Origin of the sequence: Janthinobacterium sp. 13, assembly GCF_002749695.1 — a bacterium.
GTDB classification, from domain to species: Bacteria; Pseudomonadota; Gammaproteobacteria; order Burkholderiales; family Burkholderiaceae_D; genus Janthinobacterium; species Janthinobacterium kumbetense.
Window position 1 is genome coordinate 1598268 of sequence record NZ_PEEQ01000001.1, and the last position, 19623, is coordinate 1617890.

Sequence of the window (19623 nt, forward strand, 5' to 3'; positions counted from 1 at the left end):
GCTCCTAGCGCCGCGCGCGGTGGGTGATCAGGGCCTTGGCGTCGGCCAGCGCCGTCTTGATATCCTTGTTTTGCGCCAGCACGCTTTCCAGTTCCATGTTGACGATGTCGCGCGCCACGGCGTCGAACTTGTCGACGCGGATGACGGGGATCTTCGCCGCCGTGTCGCGCGCCAGCAAGCGCGTCTTCTGGCCGCCGAAGTACGGCTGCGGCTCGTCCATCATGGGGTCCGCATAGGCTGCCTTCAGGGCCGGGAAGGCACCGATCTCCTTCAGCGAGTGCAGCTGGATATCCTTGTTGACGGTCATGAACTTGATGAATTCCCAGGCCTGGGCTTTGTTCGTCGCCTTTTTCGGGATGCCGTAGAAGGAGCCGCCGTACGACGCCAGCGCACCGGCCGGCAGGTTCGCCGCGCGCCACTGGCCTTTCGAATCGGGCGCCAGCCACTTGGCCAGGTGGCCGCTGAGCCAGGAACCCATCATCTGGCTGGCCACCTTGTCGCGTTTGAAACCTTCGGCCCACTCGCCAGTCCAGGCCACGGTGCGCGCATCGATGCCGGCTACCCGCGCCGCCTTGGCCAGCTCGAAGGCCTTCACGAAGCGGGGCGAATCGACCAGCACCTGGCCCTTGTCGCCAAAGTAAATGCCTTCGCCATCTTTCAAATTGGCGCGGATGACGATGTCGGCCAGGTCGCTGGCGCCGGCCAGCAGGTAGGTGCCGGTGGCGGCCTTGAGCTTCTTGCCGGCGGCGATGTACGATTCCCACGATTGCGTCAGGTCGGCTTCCTTGATGCCCGCCTTGTCCATCAGGTCCTTGCGGTAGAACAAGGTGCCCGGTCCCAGGTCGGCCGGCATGGCGCCCAGGGTGCCGCGCGAACTGGTGGCCTGCACGAAGGTGAACGGCACGAACTGGGCGCGGTACTGCCCTGCCCCGTATGGGGCTTGCAGCAAATCTTCCATGCCCTTCGATTCGGCGAAGCTGCCGACGTAGCGGAAGTCGATGGCCATCACGTCGGGCAGGCGCGCACCGGCCGCCAGCGCCGTCGTCATCGAGTTATGGTGGTCGTCGATCTGCAGGCTGACCAACTTGACCTTCACTTGCGGGTACAGTTTTTCCCACAGGGGCAAGGCCGTCTTGACGGCGCGATCCAGGTCGGGGAACGAGGCGACGGTGATCGTGGCGGGGGCCAGCGTGGGCAACGGCGCCGCCGGCGGGACGACTGCGGGCGCGGCGGCCACGCCACAGGCCAGGGTCAGCGCTGCCAGCGGGGCGGCGCCAAGGATGCTTGACTTCATTATTTCATCTCCGATTATTGAGCGTCTTCTATCTTGAAAACGTTTTCACAACATGTGTCCATTTAACACCGCAAAGAAAATCAAGTCAACCGAAAAAGTTGTCATTTTTATTGAGGGAAGCGTGGCAAGCGGCTTGCCGCGGCGCGTGTTCCCCTATGACAGAGGCGAAAATACGGGCTGCCGGGGCAGCTGTTGTTTTTTGTGAAAACGTTTTCAAGCAATGTACTATCAGCAGGCCCGCCCAGGTAGCGCCGGCATCATCCGACGTGCACGGCCCAGAATCTGTCGGCTTGCGCCCTGCTGGCCAAGCCGCGCTGCGCCCGACCCGCTGCGCTATCAGCTATGGCCATTTATGGTAATCTTTCGATGAAAAGGTTTTCAGAGCACTGACAACCAGCCATCTTGATACCCAGGAATCACCTTGAACGATAGCGCCCACGCTGCTCCCCCTTCCACCCTGCTCGACGTGGCCCGCCAGGCCGGCGTGTCGCCCAGCACCGTCTCGCGCATCCTGAACGGCACGGCCAGGGTCTCCGACGACAAGCGCGACGCCGTGCTGGCGGCGATTGCGCAGATGAAATTCGCGCCCAACCAGATGGCGCAGGGCTTGAAGAAAGGCCGTTCGATGACCATCGGCATCGTGGTGCAGGATATTTCCAGTCCCTTCTTCGACGAAAGCCTGCGCGGCGTGGACGACGGCTTGAAAGACACGGGCTACGCGTCCGTCATCGTCAGCGGGCACTGGAATGCGCAGGAAGAAGCCGACCGCATCCGCCTGCTGCTGGCGCGCAAGGTCGACGGCATCATCTTGCTGTCGGGGCGTATTTCGGACGAGAGCGTGCTCGATTTCTCGCAGCAGCGGCCCATCGTCTCGACGGGCCGCCTGCTGGCCACGAAAAGCGCCATCGGCTTCAAGCTCGACAACGAATACGGCGCCTACCTGGCCGTGCGCCACCTAGTGGAACTGGGCCACCGCCGCATCGCCTTCGTGGCCGGCCCCGCCAACAACACGGATGCGGCCGAGCGCCTGACGGGCTACCAGCGCGCACTGCGCGAAGCGGACATACCCATTGACCCGAAGCTGATGGTGGAAGGTGATTTCCACGAAGCAAGCGGCATGCTGGCCATGAACCATTTGTTCGATACGCAGCAGCAATTCAGCGCCGTCTTCGCCGCCAACGACCTGTCCGCCTACGGCGTGCGCCTGTGCCTGTACCGCAAGGGCATCCGCGTGCCCGACGATATCTCGCTCGTCGGCTTCGATGACTTGCCCGGCTCGTCCTACACCACGCCGCCGCTGACGACCATCCACCAGCCCCTGTACGACATCGGCCGCATCGCCACCGAAGCGCTGCTGGGGCTGATCAATGGCGAAGCCGTGCAGGCGGCCATTCCGCCTTTGGAACTGATCGTCAGGGAAACCACCCGCCGCATCCGCTGAGGCTTGCGGCTGGGAACTTTTCCGCCCGATTCAGGCTGAACGAGAATCAATACGCTACCAGTATCCGCAACGCATGCGGGAATCTGCAGCAATGGCGCATCCGCTTTACAATAGTGGCTCGTTCAGCAAGAATGCCTGCTTCAAGCAAGCTTGGCTCAACCCTCCGGCCGCAGGCTGGAAGACTCCGAACACTCACCACAAAGGGACATCACATGGAACATACTCTGCCACCACTGCCGTATGAAATGGACGCTCTGGCGCCGCATATTTCGAAAGAAACCCTGGAATACCACTATGCCAAGCATCACCAGGCGTATGTCACCAACTTGAACAACCTGATCAAGGGTACCGAGTTCGAGAACCTGTCGCTGGAAGACATCATCAAGAAATCGTCGGGCGGCATCTTCAACAATGCAGCGCAAGTATGGAACCACACCTTCTACTGGAACGGCATGAAGCCGGCCGGCGGCGGTGCGCCTGCGGGTGCCGTGGCTGACGCGATCAACGCAAAATGGTCGTCGTTCGACAAGTTCAAGGAAGAATTCACCAAGTCGTGCGTGGGCAACTTCGGTTCGGGCTGGACCTGGCTGGTGCAAAAAGCCGACGGCTCCGTCGACATCGTCAACACCTCGAACGCCGGCTGCCCGCTGACCACCGGCGACAAGCCGCTGCTGACCTGCGACGTCTGGGAACACGCCTACTACATCGACTACCGCAACCTGCGCGCCAAGTACGTGGAAACGTTCTGGGGCCTGGTCAACTGGGACTTCGTTGCCAAGAACTTCGCGTAAGCAGTTCCTGTCAACGTAAGGAGAAAAAGCCTGCGCCGCCCCGCGCGGGCTTTTTTTTGCCTGCTGAAAGGCGAGGCGCTGCGCTACAATCAGCATCTTCCCACCCCACCCTGCCCCGATGTCCGCTCGCCTGCTGCGCCGCCTGTCGATTTTGCCCCTGCTGGCGCTGCACCTGCACGCATACGCTGCAGCCCCATCGCCCCTGCTGTCCGACTACACGCATAACGCCTGGGGCGCCCTGCAAGGCGCGCCCGTCGACGTGCTGAAATTCGCCCAGGGCCAGGATGGCTGGCTGTGGATCGCCACGGCCACCGGCTTGTACCGCTACGATGGCGTGCGCTTCGACCGCGTCGACGGCGTGTACGGCCACCGTCTGCCGTCGAGCAATGTGCTGGGCCTGGCCACGCCGCCGGACGGCGCCGTGTGGGTCGGCTACCGCTTGGGCGGCGTCAGCGTCTTTCGCCGGGATGGCGCGCGCACCTATGGCGAAGCCGATGGCTTGCCCACGGGCGCCGTATTTCACATCGAGGCAGCGCCCGACGGCAGCATCTGGGTCGGCACGCGCGATGGCGCGGCGCGCCTGGCGCCGGGCGCGGACCGCTTCGAAGCGCAAGCCGCCAACGTGGGCCTGCCCGACAAGCGCGTGTACCAGATCCTGTTCGGGCGCGATGGCACGCAGTGGATGGGGACCATGCATGGCGTGTTCTTCCGCAAGCCGGGCCAGGCGCGCTTTTCCCATGCCTGGCCGCGCACCATGCTCACCAGTATGGATGAAGCACCCGATGGCGCCATCTGGGCCGTCGACAACCAGAGCAATTACTACCGCGTGCGCACCAGCGCGCCGCACGGCGATGCGCCCATCCGTCCCGACGCCACGGGCAACGGCATCCGCTTCGACCGCGCCGGCACCATGTGGCTGATGCAGCCCGATGGCCTTGAGCGCAAGTTCAACCCTTCCGGCCCCAGCCTGCCGGCCCAGCGCCTGACGCGCCAGAACGGCATCAGCGGCCCGCTGCCGCAATCGTCGTTCCAGGACCGCGAAGGCAATCTGTGGTTCGGCACGTCGACGGGCCTGGACCGGCTGCGGCCGAACCGCCTGCAGACCCTGCCCGTCGCCGTGCCCTTCGACCATCCCGGCATGCTGCCAGGCCCCGATGGCGACGTGTGGATCGGCGACTATGTGGGCGACGTGCGCAGCTTTACCGCCGACGGGGTGAAAAAGGTGGAATTGAAAGGAGCGCTGGCGGCCAGCCACTGGGCGCCCGACGGCACGCTGTGGCTGGGCAACGAGCAGGAACTGCACCACCGCGCGCGCAATGGCGCCATGACGCGCGTGGTGCCGCCCGTGCTGGGACTCGATCCGCAGGCGCTGCAGCAAGACCGCTCCGGCGCCCTGTGGGCCTCGTTTTCCGGCGGCGGCCTGTTTCGCCTGAGCGAAGGGAAATGGATCGCCAATGGCGGCCTGTCCGGCCTGCCGGCGGTGCTGACCACGGCCATGGCGATCGATGGCGCCGGCACCGTCTGGCTGGGCCATGCCGACAATACAGTCAGCCTGGTGGCCGACGGCCAGCGCACAGGCGCCGTCAGGCGGCTCGGCGCGCCCGACGGCCTGCAGGTGGGCACTGTGCTGCAGCTGTACCGCGATGGCGACATGATGTGGGCCGGCGGCGAAAACGGCGTGGCCCTGTACCGCGCCGGACGCTTCCAGATGCTGCGCGGCGCGCGCGGCGCAGCGTTTCGCGGCGTGTCGGGCATCGTGCGCCTGCCGGACGGCGACCTGTGGCTGCATGGCGCGGACGGCATCGAGCATATCGCCGCGGCCAGCCTGGCCGCGTGGATGCGCGACGGCAGCGCCGTCGTCTCGGAACGCTTCGACGCGCTCGACGGCTTGCAGGGCCATGCCTCGCAGCTGCGCCCCGTGCCGTCGCTGATCCATGCGCCCGATGGCAAGCTGTGGTTCTCCACCTCGGCCACCATCGCCATGCTCGACCCGCTGCATATCCGCCGCAATCGCCTGCCGCCGCCCGTGCAAATCCACAGCTTGCTGGCCGATGGCGTGCGTTACACGCTGGACGACGGCAAGCCGCTGCACCTGCCGCAGGGCAGCCGGAACCTGCAGATCGGCTTCACGGCCCTGAGCCTGTCGATGCCGGAACGCGTGCGCCTGCGCTACCGGCTGGCGGGCGTGGACGCCGGCTGGCAGGAGGCGGTGGGTCGCCGCGAAGCGTACTACACCAACCTGGCGCCCGGCAGCTACCGCTTCGACGTCACGGCCGCCAACGAAGACGGCGTGTGGAACACGCAGGGGACAGGGCTCGACATCGTCATCGCGCCCGCCTTCGTGCAAACGCCGTGGTTCGCGCTGCTGCTGGCGCTGGGCGCCGCGCTGCTGCTGTATGGCGGCTATGTGCTGCGCATCCGCCACCTGACGCGCAATATGCAGGAACGGCTGCAGGAACGCTTGCAGGAGCGCCTGGCCGAACGCTCGCGCATCGCCCGTTCGCTGCACGACACCCTGCTGCAAAGCGTGCAGGGCCTGATCCTGTCGTTCCATGCGCATGCGGACATGCTGCCCAAGGGCACGCGCGAACGGGCGCGCCTCGATGGCACGCTCAACCTGGCCGACCAGTTGCTGATCGAAGGCCGCGACCAGATCATGGACTTGCGCGCCTCGGCCGAACCCGACGAACTGCGGCTGGCGCTGCAGCAATTCGGCAAGGGCCTGGCCGAACACCGCGCGCACGCCTTCACGGTGCATGTCAGCGGCATCTGCCGGCGCCTGCAGCCGCGCGTGCATGACGAAATCTACGCCATCGCGCGCGAAGCGCTGTTCAACGCCTCGCGCTATGCCGAGGCGGCAAACATCGTGCTGGAACTCGACTATGCGGAGCAGGCCTTCACCCTGCGCGTGCGCGACGACGGCTGCGGCCTCGATGACGCCGTGGCGCAAACGGGCCAGCGGCCCGGCCACTGGGGCCTGGTCGGCATGCGCGAGCGCGCCGCCGCCATCGATGCCAGCCTGCGCATCGACAGCCGCCCCGGCGCCGGCACGCAGGTCGAAGTGAGCGTGCCGGGCCGCCTGGCCTATTGACGGCACGGCGCCGGCGGACGGGCAAGCGTCTGCGGCCTCGATGAAAAATGTTATACGATACGCAAGAGCGCTGCCTGGCTCGCCTATCCCGCCACACCACTTCCTGAAAGCACTCCATGAAAAAATGCCTGCTCGCCCTGCTGCTCTGCGCCTCCGCTTCCGCCTTCGCCAACTCGGCCTGCGACACGCCGCGCAACGACTTCGACGGCCTGTATTGCCTCAACAAGGTGTACCAGGAAGCGGACCAGGAACTCAACGCCAACTACAAGAAACTCGCAGCACAGCTCGACGCCGGCGGCAAGCAAAAGCTGAAAGCGGGCCAGCTGGCGTGGATCAGCGCACGCAACCAGAATTGCTCGAAACGCGAATCCTCGGGCTTCTATGTGAACCTCGATTGCGCCACCCAGACCACCATCGAACGCGCGCAATTTTTGCAGGACCGCGTGCGCGAATGCGTGAGCGCCGGCTGCCAGAACAGCAAACTGTGAGCTGAAGCTGCGCCAGCGCAAACGCGAGCGGGCGGTAATCCCCCATACTGGCCACTCGGAGGTCTTTCCGTTTATGCCATGAGCAAACTCATCGATATTTCCCTGGATCAATGGGACGCCAGCGGCAGCGCCACGCAGCAGGCGGCGGCGCTGCAAGCCCTCGAAGACGGGCAAGTACTGCTGCTGCCCCGCCTGGGTTTCGCCCTGCACCCGGAAGAGCATGGGCTGCTGAACGGCGCGGCGGGTAGTGCCAGCGGCGCCAAGAACATCAGCTGGGAACCGGTACGCGGCGTGCGCGGCCAGGGCGACGCCTGCGATGCGGCCCTGCTGGCGGCGCTGATGCAGCGTTATGCACGGCACACGCGCAGCCTGCTGGCCGGCCTGCTGCCCAGCTACCAGGCGCATCTGCAGCAAGGCAAGGGCAGCTTTCGCCCCGTGGAAATCGCCGGCAGGGTAACGTCCTGGCGCAAGGACGATACGCGCCTGCATATCGACAGTTTCCCCTCCTCGCCCACGCAGGGCCGGCGTATCCTGCGCGTCTTCACCAACATCCACCCGCGCGACGCGCCCCGCGTGTGGAAACTGGGCCCGCCCTTCGAGCAGGTGGCGCAGCATTTTTTACCCGTCGCGCAGCGTCCGCAACCCGTGCTGGCGACCCTGCTGCAATGGCTGCACGTCACCAAGTCGCGGCGCACGGCCTACGATCACTACATGCTGCAGCTGCACGACGCAATGAAGGCTGACCTGGCCTACCAGGCGCAGGTGGAACAGCACACGCATGCCTTCGCGCCGGGCCAGACGTGGATCGTCTTCAGCGACGCCGTATCGCACGCGGCCCTGCGGGGACAGCATGCGCTGGAGCAAACCTGGCTGCTGCCCGTGCGCGCCATGGCCGCCCCCGACAAGTCGCCGCTGGCCATCCTCGAGCGCCAGTTGCAACGCCCGCTGGCCTAGCCTGGCCAGGCACTACGCCCCGGCAAAGCCAGGCTCAGGCAAACCGGGCTCAGGCCGGCAAACGGGCCGCCTTGAAGCGCCGCCAGGCCTTGTGCATGCGGCCATCGCTGCCCTGCGCCTGCGCGCGCGCCGCCAGGTAGCCGCGCACGAAGGCCGCGTGCTGCCGCAACCCGTCCTGGGCGGACTGGTCAGCCTGGCCAGTCTGAACATCGGGCAATTGCTGCAGCAGCCGGTCAGCCACCTGCACATCGTTGAGCCAGCCCAGTTCATCCTGCAGCACCGACAGCCGCCCCACATACGGTTGCACGGCGCGCGCGGCAAACAGCGAGGCAAAAAATTCCGTCGCATAGCGCGTCTTCTTGGCCGCGATGCGCACCCGGTGGCGCTGCAGCGGCGTGGCATGCAGCAGGCGCTTGCCGCGCTTCACCAGGCGGCGCTGGTCCTTGCGCAGGGTGGCGCGGGCAAACGGCGAGACGTGCGCGTCCAGGCGCCGCACCTGGCGCGCGGAACAGCTGTCGCGCCAGGCGCGCGCCTGCAGCCAGCGCTGCAAGCCCAGCATGCAAGCCGTGTAGCGCGCCGATGTAACGGCCTGGGCCGCTTGCGCATGCTTGAGGCGCGCCTGCGCGTGCGCCGCCTCTGCCAGCGCCGCCGCATCCGCCTGCGCCTCGCCATCGAGCTGCGCCAGGGTATTGCCAGCCAACACATCCCAGTCGCGCGCCTCGCCCAGCGCGCCGCCCAGCCAGTCGAGTTCGGCCTTCAAGGCCTCGGGCAGCGCCAGCAAGGACTTGAACATGCCCAGCGCCGAGCGCAGACGGCGCAGGCCCACGCGCATCTGGTGCACGCTTTCCACGTCCTCGCCCGCCGCCACGCCATCCTGGTTGCCGCTGACCTGCTCCAGGCAATTGCCGGCGATGGCCAGGAACACTTGCTCCACCGACATCGCCGCGTCCAGCGCCAGGGGCTGCGCCTTGACCGCCTGCAGAGGCTGTGACGCCGCGAGGCGGTAGCCACGTTCCGCCTTGCTCATGTGGCCCAGCTGCAGCGGCACGTCCTGCAGCAGGGCCAGCGCCACGTCGAACAGGCTGGCCGCTTGCCCCTGCTTCAATTCCAGTTCGATCTCGCTGACGGGCACGCTGCGGACGGCGCCATTCGCCCCATCCGCGCCGCTTTCGATGACACCCTGGTCCAGCACGCATTCGATCTCGTCGCCCTGCGGCGTGCGCAGCTGCCATACGGTGCGCTCCATGCGCGTGGTAAACACGGGCTGCAAGGCGTCGCGGACGGCGTCCTGGCGCAACAGCGCGCGGATGGGCTGCTTGCGGCCGATGGCCGAGTCCAGCGCGGCGAGGTCCGGTTGCGGCCCGGAAACTTCGCCCTCCCACTCGTGGCGGCTGTGCAAGCCGCTGTTGACGGTGCCACCGGCCTTCAGGGTCTGCACCCAGCGCCCGTCCACCTGGCGCACGCGCAAGCCCGCCTGGTGGCGGCACAGCTGCAAATCGGGCGTATCGACATAGATATCGTGCATCTGCAGCAGCTGCACCTCTCCTTGCGCCTGTTGCGCCAGCAACGGGTGCGCGCGCAGGCGCGCTACATCTTGCTGCGCCAGCAACAATTTCAATTCGATTTCCATGACCGCTCCTTGCGAGACTCCTGAACGCCCATTGTAAGGCGCCTCCGGCCACATACAAGGAGCACGCGCACCGACCTTGATTTTGCGCGAAAATAGGCGCTTCATTCAACCAGGAGATGCCATGACCTACCACGCCGCCGAAAACCGCTACGACACCATGCAATACCGCACGTGCGGGCGCAGCGGGCTGAAACTGCCGCTGTTGTCCCTGGGACTGTGGCACAATTTTGGCGACAGCAACAGCCTGGCCGCGCAGCGCGACATGCTGCGCACGGCCTTCGACCTGGGCATCACACATTTCGACCTGGCAAACAACTACGGCCCGCCGTATGGCAGCGCGGAAAGCAATTTCGGCAAGCTGCTGCGCGACGATTTTTTACCGTACCGCGATGAACTGATCATTTCCACCAAGGCAGGCTGGGACATGTGGCCGGGCCCGTACGGCCAGGGCGGCGGCTCGCGCAAATACGTGCTGGCCAGCCTGGACCAGAGCTTGCAGCGCCTGGGCCTCGACTACGTGGACATCTTTTACTCGCACCGCTACGACGCCGACACGCCGCTGGAAGAAACCATGGGCGCGCTGGCCACCGCCGTGCAGCAGGGCAAGGCGCTGTACGTGGGCCTGTCGTCGTATTCGCCGCAAAAGACGGCCGAGGCGGCCTCCCTGCTGAAAGAGTGGAAAGTGCCGTGTCTGATCCACCAGCCTGCCTACAATATGCTCAACCGCTGGATCGAGGAAGACGGCTTGCTCGATACCCTGCAGCAAGAAGGCATGGGCTGCATCACGTTCACGGCGCTGGCGCAGGGCTTGCTCAGCGACAAATACCTCGATGGCGTGCCGCAGGATGCCCGCGTCAACCGCCCCGGCGGCGGCTCGCTGCTGCAAAAACACCTGAGCGCGGAAAACCTGGCCCGCGTGCGCGCGCTGAACCAGATCGCCGCGCAGCGGGGGCAAACCCTGGCGCAGATGGCGCTGGCCTGGGTGCTGCGCGATCCGCGCGTCACCTCGACCCTGATCGGCGCCAGCAGCAGCGCGCAAATCCGCGAAAACGTGGCCGCGCTGCAGCAATTGTCGTTCACGGCCGACGAGCTGGCCGCCATCGACGTGCAGGCGCGCGAAGGCCATATCAATCTGTGGGAAGGTCCGTCGCGGGCCGTCTGAGCACGCGCTCCCCGGTGCTTGTGAAGCCGGCGGTCTGGCGCTAGACTGCCGGCTTCACAACATCCCTGCCAGCGACCAGACACCATGAAGACCATCACTGCCACGACCCTTTGCCTGCTGCTGTGCGCGGCCAACGCCGGCGCGGCCAATTATTGCGACGCGCCGTCGTGGTCGATTACCCATGGCAAGAGCTACGACGAGGTCATGCAGATCGCCACGAAGCGCGACAAGATCCGCGACGCCGAATGCAGCTTTACGGATGTGATCCTCAGGATCCAGAACGAGGAGGCGGGCATCAGCCGCTATCCGGGCATCCTGCTCATCGCCGACGAGCGCGATGAACGCTTCGTCGTCACCAGCCGCGTCGGCGCCTACACCATCTTCAGCTACCGCTACAACGACAAGCGCCTGCTGCAGTTTGCCATGAAGGATCACAGCTGGAAGGAAGGCGAAGCGTTCCAGGCCGGCGCCTACAAGATCACGGGCGCGAAGGAATTCAAGACGCTCACCGGCTTTCCCACCACCTTGCTGGTGGTACAAACGTTCCAGTTTTACGGCCCGAAGTAAAGGCCAGCTTCCCTCACGGTTCCAGCGGCGGCAGCCAGGCCAGCAACTCCTGCGCCACCTGCCGCCGCCGTTCCGGCGTGGCAAAGGCCCCCACCTCCACATGCGTGCTGCCGCAGCTGATGCATATCAGCTGGCGCGGCCCCTCCGGCACGACGATATGCGTGCACCAGGGACGAAAGCTGCTGCGCTGGCGCCGGCCGGCGCTCACCTGCTCGACGACCAGCACGCCGTCGCGCAGGGCCAGATGCTCGTAGTCGCGGGCATGGCGCAGGTAATACAGCAGGGAAATGGCCACCAAGACCAGTTCGGCAAATGAAAAGACGGGGATGTACCAGTAGCCGCGCAGCGCAAAGGCGGCGGCGATGGCGGTGGAAAACAGGCACAGTACACCATAGGCGCGCAGCAACTGGCGCACCGTCAAGGCACTGTGGCGCGTAAACAGCCATTGCGGCTGTTCCCGTGCAGTATCGCGTGGCATCTCGCCTCCCGCAACAGGAAGGGCGCCGGCGTCATCGCTGCAGCGGCGCGTCCTTCAGGATATGCTTGCGCCGCTCAGGCGCCCATCCGCACCAGCGCATGGCCCACGTGCTGCCACCAGTGATCGCGCGACTTGATCTGTTTCAGGCAAGACGTGTCGATTTCCGCGGGGAAGACACGATCCTGGCACACCTTCGTTTCCAGCGCGTAACGCTGGTTTTCCGCCGCCGCCAGGGCCACGACGAGCCAGAACGCCAGCGCCAGCAAGACCACCAGCGAACTCCAGGCCAGGTGATTGGTGTTACTTTTTTCGCCAAAAAACTCGCGCGGCCGCGTCTCGCGGTACATCGACATCAAGTCTTTTTCTTTCTCTTCCGACATCTGCGTTTGCATCCTCTGACATCCTATCCTGTACCGGCCGGCTGGCCATGGCGGCGCGCACGCCGCCTTGCCTACATTTTACGCCGATGGCGCAGGAGAGGCGGTAATTCATGGGGGCAATTCGCCATCACCACCCTGCGCCGGCTGCACGGGCGCCACGCTTTCCACATGATCGACGTCGATGTCGCCGCCAGCAGGCGCCGTATTGCGCGGCTCCACGCCGGCCCGCTCGCCCGTGCCGGCCGCATCGCTGTCGTTCTCCAGCGCTTCCGCATCCTGGCCCGGCACGCCCTGCATGTCGCTGCCGCTGTCGGAACTGTCGCTGGGACCGAGCGCCCCCTTGCCATGGCCGCTGCCCAGGACGCGGTCAGGCGTGACGGGCAAATTGTCCGGATCGAGTGTGCTACTGCTCATGGCGGCCTCCCGTTCATAAAAAATCAGCTTACTCCGCTGGCCTGGCCAGCGGCGCACGCCTGCACGGCATTTTCCCAGGAGAAATGCGGCGGCGCACAACTATTTTCAGAAATTACTTCACAAATGTACTATTCATTGCTATAGTTAATTCAAGTAAGCATCTTCTCATCCAGAAACTGCTTCATCGGCGGCACGGCGCCCACCAGCGCCATGCCGCCGAACCGACCGGTACGTGGCGAGCCGGCCCATCCACCCAGCCATCATGCACATATTGGAGTTTTATCATGCAAGCCAAATCACTCATCGCAGCATTGTTTGCCATCACCGCCGCCACGTCGGCTTTCGCCCAGAGCGCCGCGCCTGCCGCTGCCAGCCAGCAACTCACGCGCGCTGACGTCACGGCCGAATACATCCGTGCCCGCAACGCCGGCGAAATCGCCACCAGCGAAGTCGACTACCCGAAAACGCCGGCCACTGCCGCCAGCAAAGTGACGCGCGAAGAAGTCATGGCCGAGTTCTACGCCGCCCGCAAGGCTGGCCTGATCCCGCAAACGGAAGCGGACTTTGACGTCGCGCAAACGACCAAGCACGTCGTGAAATAAGAAACCAGTCAGCCGGTTTCAGTCAGTCAGTAACACACCTCAGTTGCGGCGCAGCGCTCGGGCCACTCCCGAAGCTCACCGCGGCGAGCTGTCAGCAGCACCCCCAACACGATCTTTCCCGGAGTCCCTGCATGTCCCTGCACCGCCGTTTGCTTGCCGCCAGCCTGATCCTTGCCTTGAGCGCCTGTGCCGACATGGGCCATATCGCGCCGCAATCGGCCATGCTCGATGCCAACAAGCTGCAGGCGAGCCAGGCCATGGATGCCGCCGCCAGCGCCGCCATACAATGGCCGCGCACGCAATGGTGGCAAGACTTGCACGACCCCCAATTGAACCGCCTGATGGAGCAGGCGCTGGCCGACAGCCCCACCCTGCGCGGGGCCCAGGCGCGCGTGCGCCAGGCCGAGGCGCTGGCCGGCGCGGCGGAAGACAAGACCCGCCCGCAAGCCGACGCGAATATCTCCATCAACCGCGAACTGTATTCGCAGCACGGCAGCACGCCGGCGCCCCTGGCCGGCAATTACGCCTGGCGCAACCAGGCCACCGTCACGGCGTCGTACGACCTGGACCTGTGGGGCCGCAACCGCGCCGCCCTGTCCGCCGCCCTGGGCGACGTGCAGATGGCCTCGGCCGAATCGCAGATGGCGCGCCTGGCCCTGGAAACGGCGCTGGTGCGCACCTACATCCAGCTGTCGTATGAATTCCAGCTGCAGGACGTGATCGAACGCAGCCTGGCGCAGCGCGCCCGCATCCTCGACATCACGCGCCAGCGCAAGCAAGCCGGCATCGGCACCGATATTGATGTAGCGCAAATAGAAACCACCTTGCCTGCCGGCCGGCGCCAGCTGGAACAGTCGGCCGAGTCGCTGGCCCTGCTGCGCAACCAGCTGGCGGCCCTGTCGGGCAAGGGTCCGGCGGCCGGTGCGGCGCTCACGCGGCCCGTGCTGCGCCTGGACCAGCCACTGGCCATTCCCGCCGCTCTGCCGGCCGACCTGATCGGCCGCCGCCCCGACATCGCCGCCCAGCGCTGGCGCGTGGAAGCGGCGGCGCAGCGCATCGACGCCGCCAAGGCCGAGTTCTACCCGAACGTCAACCTGGTGGCCTTTGCCGGCTTCCAGGCCTTCGGCTTCAGCCACTTTCTCGATGCCAACTCGGACATCCGCGGCGCCTCGCCCGCGCTGAGCCTGCCCATCTTCGCCGGCGCCCGCCTGCGCGCCCAGCTGGGCAGCCAGACGGCCGTGTACGACGGCGCCGTGGAGCAATACAACGCCACCGTCATCAACGCCATGTCGGACGTGGCCAACGCCGTCACGAAGGCCCAGTCGCTGGCCAAACAGCACCAGCTGACCGTGCAGGCGCTGGCCACGGCGCAGCGCGCGCGCGACCTGGCGGAAAAGGCCTACAAGGCGGGCATGAGCGACGCCATCAACATGCTCAACACGCAAGTGGCGCTGCTGGCGGAAGAACAGCAGCAGGCGCAAAATGGGGCGCGCGAGCTCGATCTGTACGTTTCCTTGATGAATGCACTGGGAGGCGGCATCTGAGCTTGCAATCCTGGCATTGCCCTAGCCCAACAAGATACAATCGGAACTTTATTCACACATGAAGGAATATGACATGACCGCTTTTGACGCCACCTCCAAGCGGCTGCAAAACATCCGCACGCGCATGCCAGGCTTCCCCATGGAACTGATGCGCCTGTTGCGCATGACGTACCACATTCAAAAAGGCATGAAGGATCTGACCAATGCCGCGCTGAAAAAGCACGACCTGGTCGATGCCAGCTACATGGTGCTGGCCGTGCTGTACGGCACGGACGACGAAACCTCGAACGCCTGCACCCTGGGCATGGCGTGCCATGAAAAGCCGGCCAACCTGACGCGCGTGTGCAACGACCTGGAAACGCGCGGCCTGATCCACCGCGGCACGCGCCCCGGCGACCGCCGCTCCGTGATGATCTCGCTGACGGACAAGGGCCGCGCCCTGATCGAAACGGCGCTGCCGGACGTGTACCAGGAAACCTCGGCCCTGTACGAAGGTTTCACGGACGAAGAGCTGCAAGTGCTGGACAAGCTGTACATGCGCCAGTTGCGCAACCTCAACAATCTCAACAACCAGAACTGATAGCCTATCGATGACGCCAGCCACAGCAACAAAACCTATATACGGCCCCCTGACCCGGGCGGCCCACTGGCTGGCGCTGGCGCTGCAGGACTGGCGCTCGACGGAAGGCGAACGCTGGATCTACGTCGGCAAGACCCTCATCGCCTCGTTCTGCGCGCTGTGGCTGGCCTACCGCCTGGGCCTCGATTCGCCCAGCACGGCGATGACCACGACCATCATCCTGGCCCTGCCCAGCAGCGGCATGGTGCTGGAAAAAAGCTTTTACCGCCTGTGCGGCACCCTGCTCGGATGCACGGCCGCGCTGACCCTGATCGGCCTGTTCCCGCAGCAGCCCGTGCTGCTGTTCGCCGGCCTGGCCCTGTGGGTGGGACTGTGCACGAGCGGCTCGGCCCTGCACCGCAACGCCCAATCGTATGTGTACGTGCTGGCCGGCTACACGGCTTGCATGATCGTGCTGCCCGCCATCGAGCAGCCGATGCAGGTGTTCGCGCTGGCCGTCACGCGCGTGGCCGAGGTCAGCCTGGGCATCATCTGCTCGGCGGCCGTCTCCAGCGTGCTGCTGCCGCGCCACCAGGGCACGCAGGTGATGCGCACGGTGCAAGCGCGCTACGGCAAATTCCTCGCCTTTTGCCAGGACGTGCTGCAGCAAAAACTCACGCCGGCGCAGGTGGAACTGACGCATTTGCAGTTTGCCGCCGACGTGGCGGCGCTGGAGCTGGGCCGCTCGGCCGCCCTGTTCGAAGTCACCAGCAAAGTGAGCCACGTGCGCGCGCAAAACCGCAAGCTGCACGCCTTCAACGCCACCTTCATGACGGCGCTGACCACTTTCTATACCTTCCACCGCCTGTTCGACCGCCTGCAGCGCGACGACGAGACACAAGTCATGCAGGCTTGCGCGCCCCTGTACGCCATCGTCGCCGAAGCGCTGCAAACGACGCCGTCGCAAGACTCGCTCGACACCATGCAGCGGCACCTGCAAACGGCGCTGGGTCAGGCGCGCGCGGACATCGACGGCGCCCCCATCGCGCATGCGCAGCGCATCGATTTCGACACCGTGTGCGAGCTGCTCGAGCGCTTCGCGCGCGACATGAGCCGCTTTCACGAAGTGTATTTCAGCCTGGCGCACGACACGCCACTGGAAATCAGCACGCCGCAAGCCTATGCGCCGAAGACGCCGCCCGCGCTGGTGATCGCCAGCGGCGCGCGTGCGGCCATCAGCCTGGCCCTGCTGGCGCTGGGCGCCTACTTCCTCGCCTGGCCCTATGCCAGCACGGCGATGCTGATGGCGGCCGTGTTCTGCGCGCTGGCCTCGTCCTCGCCGCGCCCCATCCTGATGATCCGGCAAGTGCTGGCGGGCTTCTTGATCGCCATGCCGCTGTCGCTCGTGTGCGTGTACTTCGTGCTGGTGCACGGCGACGGCTTCCCCATGCTGGTGCTCAGTTTTGCACCATTCCTCGCCGTGGGCCTGTATCTGATGACGAATCCGGCCAAGCTGGGCGTGGGCCTGGGCGTGTCGACCTTCATCACGCAGATGGCGCCGACGAATCTGATGCATGTCGACGGCGCCGCCTTCCTCAACACGGGCATGGCGCTGATCGTCGGCCTGATGCTGGCCGCCCTCGTGTTTGCCGTGCTGCTGCCCGAACACACGATGGGCCACAAGGACCATATCGGCCGCGCCCTGTGGCGCGAAGCGCTGCATGCGTGCACGGCGCCGGCGCGGCGCGTGAAACACCGTTTCGACAACCGCGTGCGCGACCTGCTCAGCCAGCTCAATGCGGCGGCCGGCCCGGCGCCTGGCGAGGCCACGCGTGCCGTCGTGCGCCAGGCATTGACGCTACTGGAAATCGGCCACTCGGTGATCGAATTGCGCGAACTGATCGCGACCGCCCGGCCAGGCGCCACGCGCCACGCGCTGCAGCAATGCGTCGACCACATCGCCGGCTGGCTGCGCACGCGCGGCGACACGGCACTGCAGGCGGCCCTGGCGGCCACCCTGCAGGCGGGCGCCGTGGTGCGCGCGGCGCAGAACGAAGCCGGCGTCACGCCCGAGCGCAGCGCGCGCCTGCAAACGGCGCTGGCCGACCTGCATTCGATCTACACCTCTTTACTCGACCACATGGCGCCTGGCGCCGGAGACCACCATGCCGCGTGAATTCGCCCTGTTCGGAATTCTGATTCCTACCCTGCTGCCCCTGTTCATCCTCAGCATAGGCCTGCAAACCCTGCTCGACCGCGTGCTGGGCTGGCTGGGCGTGTACCGCATGGTGTGGCACCCCTCGCTGGCGCGACTGTGCATCTTCATCGCCATCTTCGGCGCGCTGGCCTTATCGCTTTACAAATAAAAAAAACTGTTCAATCCAATCAAGGAAAGGCTGCCGACATGGTAAGCAAACTGACCCGCTATGCAATCACCCTGCTGCTATTGGCCGCAGCCCTGTGGATAGGCAAGACCGTCTGGGACCGCTACATGGAGTCGCCGTGGACGCGCGACGGCCGCATCAAGGCCGACATCGTCAACATCAGCGCCGACGTGGCCGGCACCGTCACGGACGTGCTGGTGCGCGACAACCAGGTGGTGCAAAAGGGCGACGTGCTGTTCGTCGTCGACAAGGAACGCTACACGAGCGCGCTGGCGCAAGCCGACGCCGTGCTGGCCGCGCAGAGGACGGAGCAAGGCCGCCGCGGCAAGGAAGCCCAGCGCCGCGCAGGCCTCGACGCCAGCATCATCTCGACGGAAAGCCGCGAAAGCGCCGCATTTGCCGCCAGCTCGGCCTCGTCGCAAGTGCAGGCCGCCGTGGCCGCCCGCGCGCTGGCGCAATTGAACCTGGAGCGCACCACCGTGCGCGCCCCCGTCAGCGGCTACGTGACGAACCTGAACGTGCACAAGGGCGATTTCGCCGCCGTCGGCGCGGCCAAGCTGGCCGTCATCGACAGCGCCTCGTACTACGTCGTCGGCTACTTCGAAGAGACCAAGCTGGGCATGCTGGCGCAGGACGACAAGGCAGAAATGAACCTGATGAGCGGCGGCACCCTGCATGGCCACATCGAGAGCATCGCGCGCGGCATCACCGACCGCGACGCCGCCACGGGCCGCGAATTGCTGGCCGACGTCAATCCCACCTTCAACTGGGTGCGCCTGGCGCAGCGCGTGCCCGTGCGCATCCACATCGACGAGCAGCCGAAGGGGCAATTGCTGGTAGCCGGCACCACTTGCACCGTGGTGATCACGCCCCACTCGGCGCATTCCGCACCGGCGCCGAAGCCAGCGGCCGCGCACCCGGCATGAGCCGCGGCGGCGCCGGGCGCCTGGCGGAAATCGCCCTGTTCCTCGACGCCGCGGCGCTGGGCAGCTTTTCCGCGGCCGGCCGCAAGCACGGCCTGTCGCCGGCCGCCGCCAGCGCCGCCATCGCGCGCCTGGAAACGGCGCTGGGCGTCACTCTGTTCGAGCGCACCACGCGCCAGCTGCGCCTGACGGAAGAGGGTGTGCACTACCGCCACTACAGCGAGCAGGCGCTGGACTTGCTGGCGCAGGCGGAAGACGGCTTGCCTGCAGGCGGCGCTGCCGTGCGCGGCGTGGTGCGCATCTCGGCGCCGTCCGACATCGGCCGCCAGCTGCTGCTGCCCATGCTCGACCGCTTTGCCGCGCTGCACCCGCAGGTGCGCCATGCGCTGACCCTGACGGACGCCACGGCCAGGCTGGTGCAGGACGATATCGACCTGGCCATCCGCTACGGCGAGCTGCCCGACAGCGACATGGTGGCGCGCCTGTTGCACCCGGGCCGGCGCGTCGTGTGCGTGGCGCCCGCGCTGGCCGCCAAGGTGGGCGTGCCGGCCACGCCGCGCGACCTGGCGCTGCTGCCGACGCTCGTGCTCACGGCGGGCGACGGCGCGCCGCAGGAGTGGCGCTACCGCGAAGACGGCAAGCGCCACAGCCTGCGCCCGCAAGGCGCCTGGCACAGCAACGATGGCGAAATCATCCGCCGCTGGGCCGTGGCCGGCCATGGCTATGCCTACAAATCCCTGCTCGACATCGGCGACGACCTGCGCGCAGGACGCCTGCACACGGTGCTCGACGATTACTTTGCCGACAGCGTCCCCCTGAACCTGCTGTACCGGCGCAGCCGCTTCCAGCCGCCGCGCGTGGCCCTGCTGGCCGACTTCCTGCTGCAGCAATTCGCCGCCCTGCCGGCGCAGCGCTAGCGGG

Annotated in this window: 19 protein-coding genes; 14 read left to right on the forward strand and 5 right to left on the reverse strand. The window is 66.0% G+C overall.

The features are described 5' to 3' along the window. Nucleotides 1–4: 4 nt before the first annotated feature. Nucleotides 5–1294, reverse strand: coding sequence for an extracellular solute-binding protein (locus CLU94_RS06960; RefSeq protein ID WP_099665107.1), 1290 nt, complete (start codon nt 1292–1294; stop codon nt 5–7). 421 nt (nt 1295–1715) lie between these two features. Between CLU94_RS06960 and CLU94_RS06965 the strand changes: the two genes are divergently transcribed. From CLU94_RS06965 to CLU94_RS06985, 5 genes are all read left to right on the forward strand, one after another. Further along, nucleotides 1716–2735 (forward strand): LacI family DNA-binding transcriptional regulator, encoded by a 1020-nt coding sequence (locus tag CLU94_RS06965; RefSeq protein ID WP_099665108.1) that lies wholly within the window; start codon nt 1716–1718, stop codon nt 2733–2735. A gap of 212 nt (nt 2736–2947) precedes the next feature. After that, entirely contained in the window at nt 2948–3526 is a 579-nt protein-coding gene (locus CLU94_RS06970) for a superoxide dismutase (protein ID WP_099665109.1), read from the forward strand. A gap of 118 nt (nt 3527–3644) precedes the next feature. Beyond that, on the forward strand, nt 3645–6617 hold the full coding sequence (locus tag CLU94_RS06975) for a sensor histidine kinase (RefSeq protein WP_099665110.1): 2973 nt from the start codon (nt 3645–3647) through the stop codon (nt 6615–6617). Nucleotides 6618–6733: 116 nt separating this feature from the next. Continuing rightward, nucleotides 6734–7105 (forward strand): lysozyme inhibitor LprI family protein, encoded by a 372-nt coding sequence (locus CLU94_RS06980; protein WP_099665111.1) that lies wholly within the window; start codon nt 6734–6736, stop codon nt 7103–7105. A gap of 78 nt (nt 7106–7183) precedes the next feature. After that, nucleotides 7184–8059, forward strand: a complete 876-nt coding sequence (locus CLU94_RS06985; protein WP_099665112.1) for a Kdo hydroxylase family protein — start codon at nt 7184–7186, stop codon at nt 8057–8059. A 49-nt stretch (nt 8060–8108) separates the two neighbouring features. Here CLU94_RS06985 and CLU94_RS06990 read toward each other — a convergent pair whose 3' ends face one another. Continuing rightward, nucleotides 8109–9689: a CYTH and CHAD domain-containing protein gene (locus tag CLU94_RS06990; protein WP_180278608.1), complete on the reverse strand. Its 1581-nt coding sequence runs from the start codon at nt 9687–9689 to the stop codon at nt 8109–8111. Nucleotides 9690–9810: 121 nt separating this feature from the next. On the opposite strand from CLU94_RS06990, the gene mgrA reads away from it, so the two are divergent. After that, a complete protein-coding gene (mgrA, locus tag CLU94_RS06995; protein ID WP_099665114.1) occupies nt 9811–10851 on the forward strand; it encodes an L-glyceraldehyde 3-phosphate reductase in 1041 nt (346 codons plus the stop codon). Between the two features lie 84 nt (nt 10852–10935). Further along, on the forward strand, nt 10936–11418 hold the full coding sequence (locus CLU94_RS07000) for a hypothetical protein (protein WP_099665115.1): 483 nt from the start codon (nt 10936–10938) through the stop codon (nt 11416–11418). A 13-nt stretch (nt 11419–11431) separates the two neighbouring features. On the opposite strand, the gene CLU94_RS07005 is transcribed toward CLU94_RS07000, so the two are convergent. The 3 genes from CLU94_RS07005 to CLU94_RS07015 all read right to left on the reverse strand — a co-directional run bounded on the left by CLU94_RS07005 (nt 11432) and on the right by CLU94_RS07015 (nt 12690). Then, on the reverse strand, nt 11432–11896 hold the full coding sequence (locus tag CLU94_RS07005) for a DUF2244 domain-containing protein (RefSeq protein ID WP_099665116.1): 465 nt from the start codon (nt 11894–11896) through the stop codon (nt 11432–11434). Between the two features lie 74 nt (nt 11897–11970). Beyond that, nucleotides 11971–12288 carry a hypothetical protein gene (locus CLU94_RS07010; protein WP_099665117.1) on the reverse strand — a complete coding sequence of 106 codons (318 nt, stop codon included), beginning with the start codon at nt 12286–12288 and terminating at the stop codon, nt 11971–11973. Nucleotides 12289–12384: 96 nt separating this feature from the next. Next, a complete protein-coding gene (locus CLU94_RS07015) occupies nt 12385–12690 on the reverse strand; it encodes a hypothetical protein (protein ID WP_099665118.1) in 306 nt (101 codons plus the stop codon). A gap of 284 nt (nt 12691–12974) precedes the next feature. Here CLU94_RS07015 and CLU94_RS28340 point away from each other — a divergent pair, with 284 nt between their 5' ends. The 7 genes from CLU94_RS28340 to CLU94_RS07050 all read left to right on the forward strand — a co-directional run bounded on the left by CLU94_RS28340 (nt 12975) and on the right by CLU94_RS07050 (nt 19619). Beyond that, the gene (locus tag CLU94_RS28340) at nt 12975–13292 is read left to right on the forward strand and encodes a DUF4148 domain-containing protein (RefSeq protein WP_180278609.1); all 318 of its coding nucleotides are present in this window, start codon (nt 12975–12977) and stop codon (nt 13290–13292) included. A gap of 131 nt (nt 13293–13423) precedes the next feature. Continuing rightward, nucleotides 13424–14836, forward strand: coding sequence for an efflux transporter outer membrane subunit (locus CLU94_RS07025; protein WP_099665120.1), 1413 nt, complete (start codon nt 13424–13426; stop codon nt 14834–14836). A gap of 73 nt (nt 14837–14909) precedes the next feature. Continuing rightward, nucleotides 14910–15416, forward strand: coding sequence for a MarR family winged helix-turn-helix transcriptional regulator (locus CLU94_RS07030; protein WP_034782299.1), 507 nt, complete (start codon nt 14910–14912; stop codon nt 15414–15416). 10 nt (nt 15417–15426) lie between these two features. Beyond that, entirely contained in the window at nt 15427–17571 is a 2145-nt protein-coding gene (locus CLU94_RS07035) for an FUSC family protein (RefSeq protein WP_257218709.1), read from the forward strand. Next, nucleotides 17561–17761, forward strand: a complete 201-nt coding sequence (locus tag CLU94_RS07040; protein ID WP_070224633.1) for a DUF1656 domain-containing protein — start codon at nt 17561–17563, stop codon at nt 17759–17761. Before CLU94_RS07035 ends, CLU94_RS07040 begins: the two co-directional genes overlap by 11 nt. Nucleotides 17762–17799: 38 nt before the next feature. Further along, nucleotides 17800–18705 (forward strand): efflux RND transporter periplasmic adaptor subunit, encoded by a 906-nt coding sequence (locus CLU94_RS07045; RefSeq protein ID WP_099665121.1) that lies wholly within the window; start codon nt 17800–17802, stop codon nt 18703–18705. Then, the gene (locus CLU94_RS07050) at nt 18702–19619 is read left to right on the forward strand and encodes a LysR substrate-binding domain-containing protein (protein WP_099665122.1); all 918 of its coding nucleotides are present in this window, start codon (nt 18702–18704) and stop codon (nt 19617–19619) included. Before CLU94_RS07045 ends, CLU94_RS07050 begins: the two co-directional genes overlap by 4 nt. The last annotated feature ends 4 nt before the right edge of the window (nt 19620–19623 follow it).

What these genes read in the sequence shown, in the direction of transcription:
- CLU94_RS07040 (WP_070224633.1), top strand. Translation starts at nt 17,561, where the DNA reads ATGCCGCGTGAATTCGCCCTGTTCGGAATTCTGATTCCTACCCTGCTG.
- CLU94_RS06980 (WP_099665111.1), top strand. Translation starts at nt 6,734, where the DNA reads ATGAAAAAATGCCTGCTCGCCCTGCTGCTCTGCGCCTCCGCTTCCGCC.
- CLU94_RS07000 (WP_099665115.1), top strand. Translation starts at nt 10,936, where the DNA reads ATGAAGACCATCACTGCCACGACCCTTTGCCTGCTGCTGTGCGCGGCC.
- CLU94_RS07050 (WP_099665122.1), top strand. Translation starts at nt 18,702, where the DNA reads ATGAGCCGCGGCGGCGCCGGGCGCCTGGCGGAAATCGCCCTGTTCCTC.
- CLU94_RS06970 (WP_099665109.1), top strand. Translation starts at nt 2,948, where the DNA reads ATGGAACATACTCTGCCACCACTGCCGTATGAAATGGACGCTCTGGCG.
- CLU94_RS06985 (WP_099665112.1), top strand. Translation starts at nt 7,184, where the DNA reads ATGAGCAAACTCATCGATATTTCCCTGGATCAATGGGACGCCAGCGGC.
- CLU94_RS07015 (WP_099665118.1), bottom strand. Translation starts at nt 12,690, where the DNA reads ATGAGCAGTAGCACACTCGATCCGGACAATTTGCCCGTCACGCCTGAC.
- CLU94_RS07010 (WP_099665117.1), bottom strand. Translation starts at nt 12,288, where the DNA reads ATGCAAACGCAGATGTCGGAAGAGAAAGAAAAAGACTTGATGTCGATG.
- CLU94_RS06960 (WP_099665107.1), bottom strand. Translation starts at nt 1,294, where the DNA reads ATGAAGTCAAGCATCCTTGGCGCCGCCCCGCTGGCAGCGCTGACCCTG.
- CLU94_RS07030 (WP_034782299.1), top strand. Translation starts at nt 14,910, where the DNA reads ATGACCGCTTTTGACGCCACCTCCAAGCGGCTGCAAAACATCCGCACG.
- CLU94_RS28340 (WP_180278609.1), top strand. Translation starts at nt 12,975, where the DNA reads ATGCAAGCCAAATCACTCATCGCAGCATTGTTTGCCATCACCGCCGCC.
- CLU94_RS07005 (WP_099665116.1), bottom strand. Translation starts at nt 11,896, where the DNA reads ATGCCACGCGATACTGCACGGGAACAGCCGCAATGGCTGTTTACGCGC.
- mgrA (WP_099665114.1), top strand. Translation starts at nt 9,811, where the DNA reads ATGACCTACCACGCCGCCGAAAACCGCTACGACACCATGCAATACCGC.
- CLU94_RS07025 (WP_099665120.1), top strand. Translation starts at nt 13,424, where the DNA reads ATGTCCCTGCACCGCCGTTTGCTTGCCGCCAGCCTGATCCTTGCCTTG.
- CLU94_RS07035 (WP_257218709.1), top strand. Translation starts at nt 15,427, where the DNA reads ATGACGCCAGCCACAGCAACAAAACCTATATACGGCCCCCTGACCCGG.
- CLU94_RS06975 (WP_099665110.1), top strand. Translation starts at nt 3,645, where the DNA reads ATGTCCGCTCGCCTGCTGCGCCGCCTGTCGATTTTGCCCCTGCTGGCG.
- CLU94_RS06990 (WP_180278608.1), bottom strand. Translation starts at nt 9,689, where the DNA reads ATGGAAATCGAATTGAAATTGTTGCTGGCGCAGCAAGATGTAGCGCGC.
- CLU94_RS07045 (WP_099665121.1), top strand. Translation starts at nt 17,800, where the DNA reads ATGGTAAGCAAACTGACCCGCTATGCAATCACCCTGCTGCTATTGGCC.